Below are 8,281 nucleotides of genomic sequence, written 5' to 3' on the forward strand. Positions count from 1 at the left end.
ATAATCCTAATAAGTTTATCAGAATCTGCTTGTGACCTATGAATCGTCAAAAGGGACTCCTTTTTACTTCGCCCTCAGGCCCTGTATCTTGCACACCGGTTCTGCCAGTCTCGGAAAAGGTTGATTTGGGGCCAGCAAGAAACAAGGCGCGTATGCAGTAATCGCCTTCGTCAATCGAAGGAGATCAGATCGACAACCGCAGTATATCGCCTGGTCGCTGCTGACGGATAACGCCGAGTGCACGACAGGCAAATAAGCAGGTCCATCGTCGCACAAAGTCGATATTGCTATAATGGCAAGAATGTCGGCGTGGGAGCCGTCAGCTCTCCAGCAGCGGAATCACGTACTTCAGGTGTTGGTACTCGACCGAGTCCCGTCTGAGTTCGTCCTCGTGCGTGATCTTGACCTCCTTCAGCGAGATAGGATCTGTCGATTCTACGCCACCGAACCCATCTGGGAGACCGTCCATCGGCCCCGATCCTCTATCTACTAACCGCGCGGTCGTGAAAGTGTTCAGCATCACTCGGCCGCCATTGTAGTGGTTCTTGAACGTCCGGAAGTTCGACCCCGGCGGGTTGTCGAAGTCCTGGGCCATCACCATCTGAAATATGTTCTGGTGGTGTTCTCTGATCTTCCCCTTCTCGATTTGCTCTTGTTCCACCGCCTTCGCGGCCTCCCTGAGACTCTCGCGCTCGTCTGATGGGTAGAGGTACGTCATGTACCCGCCATCGTTCATCTCGACAAAGCTCATCTCGACGTTCTCGTCACGGTCGATGTCCTCGTCGTAGTTCCACGCCCGGATGGTCTCCAGCGCGACGCGAGCAATCTCCTCGTTGTCGAAGAGCAGTCCAACACCCCACATCCGATCGTCGTAATGATAGAGATTTCCCTGCCACGAGTCCGAATCCCACTTCTCCGGAATTGGCTGCACGAACATGCTCTGCACCATCAACGCGGTTCGCTCGAAAAACAGATCAAGCAGGGCCAGTGCGAGACTGATGATGACGCTGAAAGGCGGCGGAATCAGAAGGAGGCTGGTGAAAATCCCGAGAAGAGTCACTGTCCTCGAACCATATACTACAAATCTCTCGTACCGTTCGTCGAGGACGACCTTTGGCTTCCAGCCTTCGAGTTCGAAGCGCACTTGCTGTTTCAGACCCACTCGCTTCATATGCAGCTTCAACCGAGCTATCCAGAAGCGTGAGCGAAGAGCGTCGACAAGAGACTTGAGACGATCAGACATGTTCAACAGGAACTGGTCGCCAACAAAAAGAATTCTGCCACCCACACCAGTAACAGCGGTCTGCCAGCGTTTGTGGGACTGACCTTCGTTGATAGAGTGATAGTCGTATGGTGAATACACCCTCTCTATCTCGCACACCGACCCAAAAGAGTCAACAATCTGGGATACAGGTGCTCTGAAACCAAACCAACCACTACATACCATTTCTAAATCAATATCAAAATACACGACGCACAGTTCACATCCTGCATTGGAAAAGAGAGGGGGTGTATGTGCGATACTGAAAACGACTCGGCCTCGTTAGCAGACCTCCATCCCGATCTGAGCCAACTGTTTCCACAGCCCGACAAGACTTCACAAGAGGTGGTGCGCGCGATTTTCGGCCTCAAACAGGGTGAGATACGTGCGTATTTTGCCCTCACCGATCAGCCACATAGCTCGACTGACCAGCTTGCGGACGAACTCGATCAGCACCGACGCTATGTCGCCCGCTCGCTCCGCGGACTGCATGAGGTCAGCCTTGCTGAACGCGAACACCAAACTCTCGAAAACGGTGGGAGGGGATACGTATACGACCCGGCCCCCGTCGAGGAGATGAAACAGTATCTCGACGATCAACTCACCGAGTGGGCCACTCATCTCCGGGCTGAAATCGACACCCTCGAAAGAGAAATCGAGGCTGAACTTGCTGCCGATGGTGGTGCAAATGAAAACAGCTGTTCTCAGAGCGGGGCTGAGTGAAATGCACCGTCGCGGCCATACTGGAATACGCGGGGTGCTATTCGGACTCGGCGTTCTCGCTCTTGTCGGGGTGCTCTTCGCAACCGCCCCGGCCGGTCTCGGAGTGCCCACGGACCTCTCGCCCGTCGATGTCGCTGCTGGACAGAGCACCAACGAGACGAACGCTTCCGTCGCGTTCGCAAATCAAACATCGAACGGCTCGAACGTCACCGTCGAGCGTGCGACACTCCCTGAAGGCGGGTTCATTGCCATCCATAGCAGCGGCTACACGATTAGCGGAGCGTCCGCTGAGTCTTCGATCATCGCCACCTCGAAGTATCTCAAACCGGGCAACTACTCGACGGTCACAATCGACATCTCGAACGCACCGCCGGGCAACTATCCCGGTCTGAATCGCTCACGGCTGAACGCCTCGGAGCCGCTTACCGCGATGGTCCACCGAGATACGGATGGCAACGAACGAATGGATTTCGTCGCGTCGGTCGGTGCGAACGACACGGCCTACACCATCGACGGAAGCCCGGTTGCTGATTCGGCAGGTATCACGGTCCCAACCGAGAGCCGCGAGCAGGCGTCGGTGAGCATTCGCAACCAGACTATTCAGAGTGATTCGGTGACGATTGAAAGCGCTCGACTTCCTGACGGCGGGTTCCTCGTCATCCACAACGATAGCTATCTCCCACCGGAGAGCGCCCCGCTCGAAAGCGCCGTCGGCGTCACGTCGTATCTCGAAGCCGGCCAGCACAACGGCGTGAGCGTCCCCCTGCTCGATGGGACCGTCACGGAAGACCAGACGCTCGTCGCGGTGCCCTACCGCGACACGAACAGCAATCAGCGCTACGACTACATCGCTAGCGATGGATTCCAGGACACGGCCTACGAAAATCGCACGAGTAACCAGTCGATCATCGTCACCGATACGGCTGGTATCACGGTCGAAAGTACAGAGAGCGAGACAACACCGACCGCAACACCAGTTGACACCACGACGGCGTTCAAGATCACGAACCTCTCGGTGAGCAACCGAACAGCGCACGTCGGCGATGAAGTGACCGTCACGGCACGAATCACCAACCCCCGCGATTCGCGCCTCGATGGTGAACTCGCGCTTGCTACCGCGGGAGAATCCGTCGAGACCCAGCAGGTCGCACTATTCGCGCAGGAAAGTCGAACGGTGACGTTCACCCACTCATACGATGCGGCGGGTGAATACGTGATCAAAGTCGGCGATCACACCCAACGGATACGAATCGTGGAGGAAGGCGCATCGCTGACGCCGATGACGACGACTGGAGAGACAGGCCCAGCGAGTGCGAATAGCTCCGAGTCACAAGCCGCGAAGAGTGATTCAGGGGGATCGCTGAGTCTCACCGACATCATACTCCTCGTCGTACTTATCGGTATTCTCGCAGGACTGATTTGGGCGCTCTTCGCCCTCCGCAAACGGATTTGAGCGATGTCCGACGCTGATACTTCGCTGTCGCGTCGGCAGTTTCTCGTCGGCTGTGGGGCCGTCGGAGCCGCCGCAACAGGCGTGCCTACCGTTCGTGGCGCGAGCGAGCATCAGGCCGACACGCGCCCATCTTCGGCCTCGCTTCAAGCACTCGGGGCTGGCGGGCGGATTTCACCGGAAGGACAGCGAGCGATAGCCGACGTTGACCGCCGATTCCAGCAGCAGCGTCCGGCGATAGAGCAGACTGTGGATGCCGTGAAAGACATTGGACTCGACCCATCGGGGAACACGCCGGTCAACGGGAAGCTCGGCGAAGCGCTCTCGGGCCTCTCGAACGCCCGCATCACGTTTCCGAGCGACGGCACGTTTCAACTCACCGAGCAAATAACCGTTCGACCGAACGGACCTATCGAAATCGCTGGGAATGGCTGTTCGTTCGTGATTCCAGCGGGCAAAGAGACCGAGAGCTTCATCTTCGTGCTGCCGTCGGGCAGTCTCATTAGCGACATTACGATTGACCAGAGTGCGAAGGGTGTCGTCCAGGAACTCGGTGTCCAAGCAGAAAGCGGCGTCGTACACGCGAAAAACGTGACTATCAAGGGCTACGCACCAGCGAAATCGAACGTCGGGCCGACGGGCAACGATCCGAGCGTTGACGCGATGTTCTCACCCATCGCAAAGACCGATGATTCGGTGGTTCGCGTGACGAACTTTCAAGCGGTCGGCGGGACAGCCGCCGGCACGCACGACGAAGCGGACTTGCCTGAATCCGCCCCGGAAAACCGCCTCGGAGCGCCGATGGGCGTCTGGGTCGGTCGCTCGAACAAAGGGACGATTCAGATGGTTAATCCCACGCTCTCCGGGTGGTCGAACGGGATGTACTCGGGTCGGACGAAGGGCATCGTCGAAGTCCGTGGTGGGACCTTCGTGAACAATTTCAACGCCCAGACACGGATCGGCGGTGGATCAATCGTCGATGGTGCGTCGATGCTGCTCGATGACCGCCAGTGGTCCGATAAGGGGCCATTCAAGATCGGCCATCAGGGCGTCTATGCAGTACGGGTTGATGCGAAATACGGGAATCAGACAGACCCCGCGACGTTCAAAAATCTCAAGATCGTCGCTAAGTCGATGCGTGAGGGAGCTTCGCTGTTCGACTGGGAGAGCGCGTCTGGTCCGGGTATCGTTCGGAATTGCCATATCACGAACCACCTCGACCGCCCGGTGTTCCTCGGTGAGAATCCATCGGCTCCAGCAGCGACGAATATTCTGGTCGATCAGTGCCTCATCGACGGACGGTCGCCGAGTGGAGTGATGGAAATGCAGAGTCGGCCACAGTCGCGTATTCAGAATACGTGCATCCAACTGCCGAATGCGGGGCCGGACAGTATCAGCGGAGCACAGATCGGCGACGGAGTGAGCTTCGGCAAGCAGTGTGCGAGCGGTAGTGGTTTGAGTAAGCCGAAGAAGGTCGGCTCCGGCGGGAATATCAGCTCACTCCCTGCACCAAACGTGAGTTACAGTGGCACTGGCTCTGGCGCTCGGCGATCTCCGAATCAGGGCAACTGGATCGGCCAATTGGCGGCTGGTGTCGCACAGGTCATGGCGCTCGGCTTTCTCTTCCTCGTCTCGCTGTTTGGCTTCGTACTACTGGCCGCGAAGAGTCTCATTTCAAGCGATTAGACGACTACTGGAAGATAGATGGATAGCCGAATTTCTTTTTCAGAAATTGCCCATAGAGCCACCAGCTTCCAACCAATCCACAGATCATCCCGAAATTCACCATCCACATGTCTGCATCGATGAGTCCCATGCTGTCTGCGGTCCCATAGACCATAGCGACCAGAACGAAGATCACCAATATACCGGGGATGGCGGCAAGCCAGAACCCACCCCTCCGCTTTGCGCGTGACAAAAAGCTCTCGCGCTCCATCCGCTGAGGGGGTGGCCGGTTGTACTGCTCTCGGGGTTCCCGCCTCTCTCGCTGGGGAGGGGGCCGGTTAGCATACTGCTCCGAGGGCCTTTCTCTGTGTTCCTCTTGATGAGAGGGTGCATGGGAAGTGTACTGCTCCGTAGCCTGCCATTCCTCACGTTGGCTCAGTTGACGGTCGGTGTAGTGATCGGAAGCCATGTGTTTCTCTCGTTTGCTGTCAGTGATAATTGTTATGCCGGGTCTTATGGGCCGGTTCGAGCGCATCAGTAGCGTGGTTGCAGGTTTCGACCGCGCGCTGGGTGTCGTTCGGTCACTGCTCTTGGCCGTCGGGTGAATGAGTGTCGCCGGTCATTCGTCAGTCTGGATGTAGCGGGCGGCTTCATCCGCTATCTGATCGGCCGTTTCGGTGGTGATACGTCCGAACTCGTCGCGTATCATCGCCTCTTTGAGCGTGACTGGGTTCCACGGTGACGCGAAACTCTCACGCGGCAATCCGCCTTCATCAAACGCCGTCGAAATCGGAATTGCCCTCTCTCGTTGCGTCGTCGTCACGACGATCCCGACGCATTCATTCTCGGGAAAGGGATGTCCTGTCGTCGCGTCCGAGACGAGAACAAACGGCCGAATGGGGGTATCACCGAACGGGTCGGTGGCTGTGACGACCGTGCCACGCGGCGGGATCATCCCTCGTCCTCAGTGTCAGTGGAACTGTCGTGGTCGGTGGGCGTCCATGCGTCCTGTCCGGGGTCGAAGTCCTCAGCCCAGTCAGGGTTCTGCGCGTACCAATCATCATCGTAGGTTTCGGCGACCGAGCGGAGTCCAGTACTGGCTGCTGAGACTGACGCGAGTCGGTCATCGTCAGCAATGATCCAGTAGCGGTCGCGGTGGCGAACGAGACCGTGGTTTTCGAGCCGTGAGAGAACCGTCCCAAGACTCCCGCGCTGAATCCCGGTCGCGTCGGCGAGTTCTGTCTGTGTATAGGCTGTTTCTGGGTGTTTCAGTAGGAACTGGAGGACTGTTCGGGGTTGCGTCCCCGGTCCAAAAGGAACACTCTCACTCGGATCGTGCTCGAACTCGTCTCGACTGATCGGCATTTCGTGTCGACCTCTCTACGTCATAGAAAGTCACAAGAAGTCATAAAACTGTCGGGCGGACGAATAGCGAGGGCGTGAATTGTATTTCACTATACCGATTCAGTGGGATTTGCCGGGTCGCCGACATACCGATCACGGTTGTTGGCGACATGGCGAACGGCCGACCGACCGGCTCCCGTCCGGCGGCCGAGTTCGCGTTTGCTCGCACCCTTATCGAGTTCATCGAGGATGACGACGGCGGTCTCGTAGTCGTCGTTCGGGACTAAGTAGCCCTCTGGGCCTACGTCGAAGCCGAACGGCGGGCGACCGTGCCACTTGCCCTGTGATCGGCTCGCGGCGATGCCTTCGCGGGTGTTGTCACGTTTGATTTCGGCTTCGAGTTCGGCGAACGTCGCGGCCACGGTCAAGAACGCGCGCGTGTACGGATCACGTTCGTCGGGATCGCCGGAAAGAGAGATGCCCATATCGAGGATGTGCAGGCCGACCTCGTTCTCGTCCACGACGCGCTCGACGGTCGCGGCGAAATCCCGCACCGACCGCGAGATACGCGAGACTTCCGAAGCGATGACGCGCTCGATCTCGCCACTCTCGACGGCTTCTATCAATTCTCGGTAGCCGTCACGGTCGGTATCGGTGCCAGTCTGCTTGTCGGAATACACTTCGATAGCGGCGGGTTCGATGCCGAGTGCATCGGTCGCGTATTCGCTGGTGCGCTGGCGCTGGCGGGCGAGCGATTGGTCGCCGGTACTGACTCGACAGTAGAGAGCAGTTTGTCCACTCATTTGGACCCACTTCTCACCACCCCCGCCTTTGTCTTAAAGCTACCCCCCTTTTGACCAGTCTGGTCAGAAACGTTAGTTTTAGACCACGTTAACCAATTTACACTTACGACTGTCGCCATTGTGAGCAACTCCGACACTAAGAGGCAGGGCCAGTCAAAACGGTGAATCCTCGCTACGACGACGTAAGTTATCTAACCCGCTCCACCATTCTCTCCCACGTCCACTTGCTGACCTGCTTCAATTTCCCGTACGCCCACAGGCTGATCGCCCCTCCTGCAAACATCACAATCCCAACACTTCCGACGAATCCTCCCATGACGTCACCCAGTGGGGAGAGACTGGTCATCACTGCGCGCCCGCCTATCCTCATAACCTCCCAGATTCCCGCGCTCATCCCCGCCTGAGTTGCCCCGACGAGGAAAAAGGAGAAATAGAAAGCGGCGTAGAAAAACGCTACCCAAGCAGCGGCCATGAAAATATAGCCACCGAACAGATTTAGAAAGCTCTTCGCAGACCGTTTCAGCCAATTCGTTAGCTGTTCTGCGAGAGGCAGCGACGGGTCAGGGTCGGGCCAATCGTCATTGTCACCCATCGTCCACTTTGCGTCCTCGTCGTCGTCCTTTGAATCTCCTGAACGCATATCCTTCACTCTGACACATCAAACCAAAAGTGTTGGGGATTGTTCACCAACGCATTGGATAATTCCTGCGTCATCGTGGTTATAGGAATTATCGAACCAATCCATAGTTTTGCGCGAGTTCTCCCCAGCAGTTGGGAAATACCATGTTCAAGATACAGGGCGCGTATCTCGCACATTCCACGCTCATCCTTATCCCGCCAGCCCTCCGGCCCGAAGGGGCCGTGAGGCTCTCTCACCGAGCGCCAGAGAACGCTCTCCACACCCAGAAAAACGATACAATTGTAGATACACAGAGAACGAACCAAGTCCAATGAAACTTCGTATGTGTTTAGCGCAGTCCGTTCGTAGATGCCTCTGCACGTGATTCTGGTTCCTTTCCTCCGAGTATCGACATC

At 57.2% G+C, this 8,281-nt stretch carries 9 protein-coding genes; 3 read left to right on the top strand and 6 right to left on the bottom strand.

Annotated elements, in window-relative coordinates:
• Positions 1 to 319: 319 nt before the first annotated feature.
• Positions 320 to 1,381: a hypothetical protein gene (locus ACQUQO_RS17470; RefSeq protein WP_435079812.1), complete on the bottom strand. Its 1,062-nt coding sequence runs from the start codon at positions 1,379 to 1,381 to the stop codon at positions 320 to 322.
• 132 nt (positions 1,382 to 1,513) lie between these two features.
• Between ACQUQO_RS17470 and ACQUQO_RS17475 the strand changes: the two genes are divergently transcribed.
• Genes ACQUQO_RS17475 through ACQUQO_RS17485 form a run of 3 tightly spaced genes read left to right on the top strand, consistent with a single transcriptional unit; the run spans position 1,514 to position 5,120 of the window.
• A complete protein-coding gene (locus ACQUQO_RS17475; RefSeq protein WP_435079814.1) occupies positions 1,514 to 1,984 on the top strand; it encodes a helix-turn-helix domain-containing protein in 471 nt (156 codons plus the stop codon).
• A 1-nt stretch (position 1,985) separates the two neighbouring features.
• Entirely contained in the window at positions 1,986 to 3,437 is a 1,452-nt protein-coding gene (locus ACQUQO_RS17480) for a DUF7282 domain-containing protein (protein WP_435079816.1), read from the top strand.
• A 3-nt stretch (positions 3,438 to 3,440) separates the two neighbouring features.
• Positions 3,441 to 5,120, top strand: a complete 1,680-nt coding sequence (locus ACQUQO_RS17485; protein WP_435079818.1) for a twin-arginine translocation signal domain-containing protein — start codon at positions 3,441 to 3,443, stop codon at positions 5,118 to 5,120.
• A gap of 4 nt (positions 5,121 to 5,124) precedes the next feature.
• Here the strand turns inward: ACQUQO_RS17485 and ACQUQO_RS17490 are convergent, their stop codons facing one another.
• The 5 genes from ACQUQO_RS17490 to ACQUQO_RS17510 all read right to left on the bottom strand — a co-directional run bounded on the left by ACQUQO_RS17490 (position 5,125) and on the right by ACQUQO_RS17510 (position 7,886).
• On the bottom strand, positions 5,125 to 5,568 hold the full coding sequence (locus tag ACQUQO_RS17490) for a hypothetical protein (RefSeq protein ID WP_435079820.1): 444 nt from the start codon (positions 5,566 to 5,568) through the stop codon (positions 5,125 to 5,127).
• A gap of 150 nt (positions 5,569 to 5,718) precedes the next feature.
• Entirely contained in the window at positions 5,719 to 6,054 is a 336-nt protein-coding gene (locus ACQUQO_RS17495) for a hypothetical protein (protein ID WP_435079822.1), read from the bottom strand.
• Positions 6,051 to 6,464 carry a MarR family transcriptional regulator gene (locus tag ACQUQO_RS17500; RefSeq protein WP_435079823.1) on the bottom strand — a complete coding sequence of 138 codons (414 nt, stop codon included), beginning with the start codon at positions 6,462 to 6,464 and terminating at the stop codon, positions 6,051 to 6,053. The genes ACQUQO_RS17495 and ACQUQO_RS17500 overlap by 4 nt, the downstream gene beginning before the upstream one ends.
• A gap of 89 nt (positions 6,465 to 6,553) precedes the next feature.
• Positions 6,554 to 7,246 carry a recombinase family protein gene (locus ACQUQO_RS17505; protein WP_435079825.1) on the bottom strand — a complete coding sequence of 231 codons (693 nt, stop codon included), beginning with the start codon at positions 7,244 to 7,246 and terminating at the stop codon, positions 6,554 to 6,556.
• Positions 7,247 to 7,433: 187 nt separating this feature from the next.
• Entirely contained in the window at positions 7,434 to 7,886 is a 453-nt protein-coding gene (locus tag ACQUQO_RS17510; protein WP_435079827.1) for a hypothetical protein, read from the bottom strand.
• Positions 7,887 to 8,281 lie beyond the last annotated feature (395 nt).

Origin of the sequence: Halococcus sp. AFM35 (assembly GCF_051195015.1) — an archaeon.
Classification (GTDB): domain Archaea; phylum Halobacteriota; class Halobacteria; order Halobacteriales; family Halococcaceae; genus Halococcus.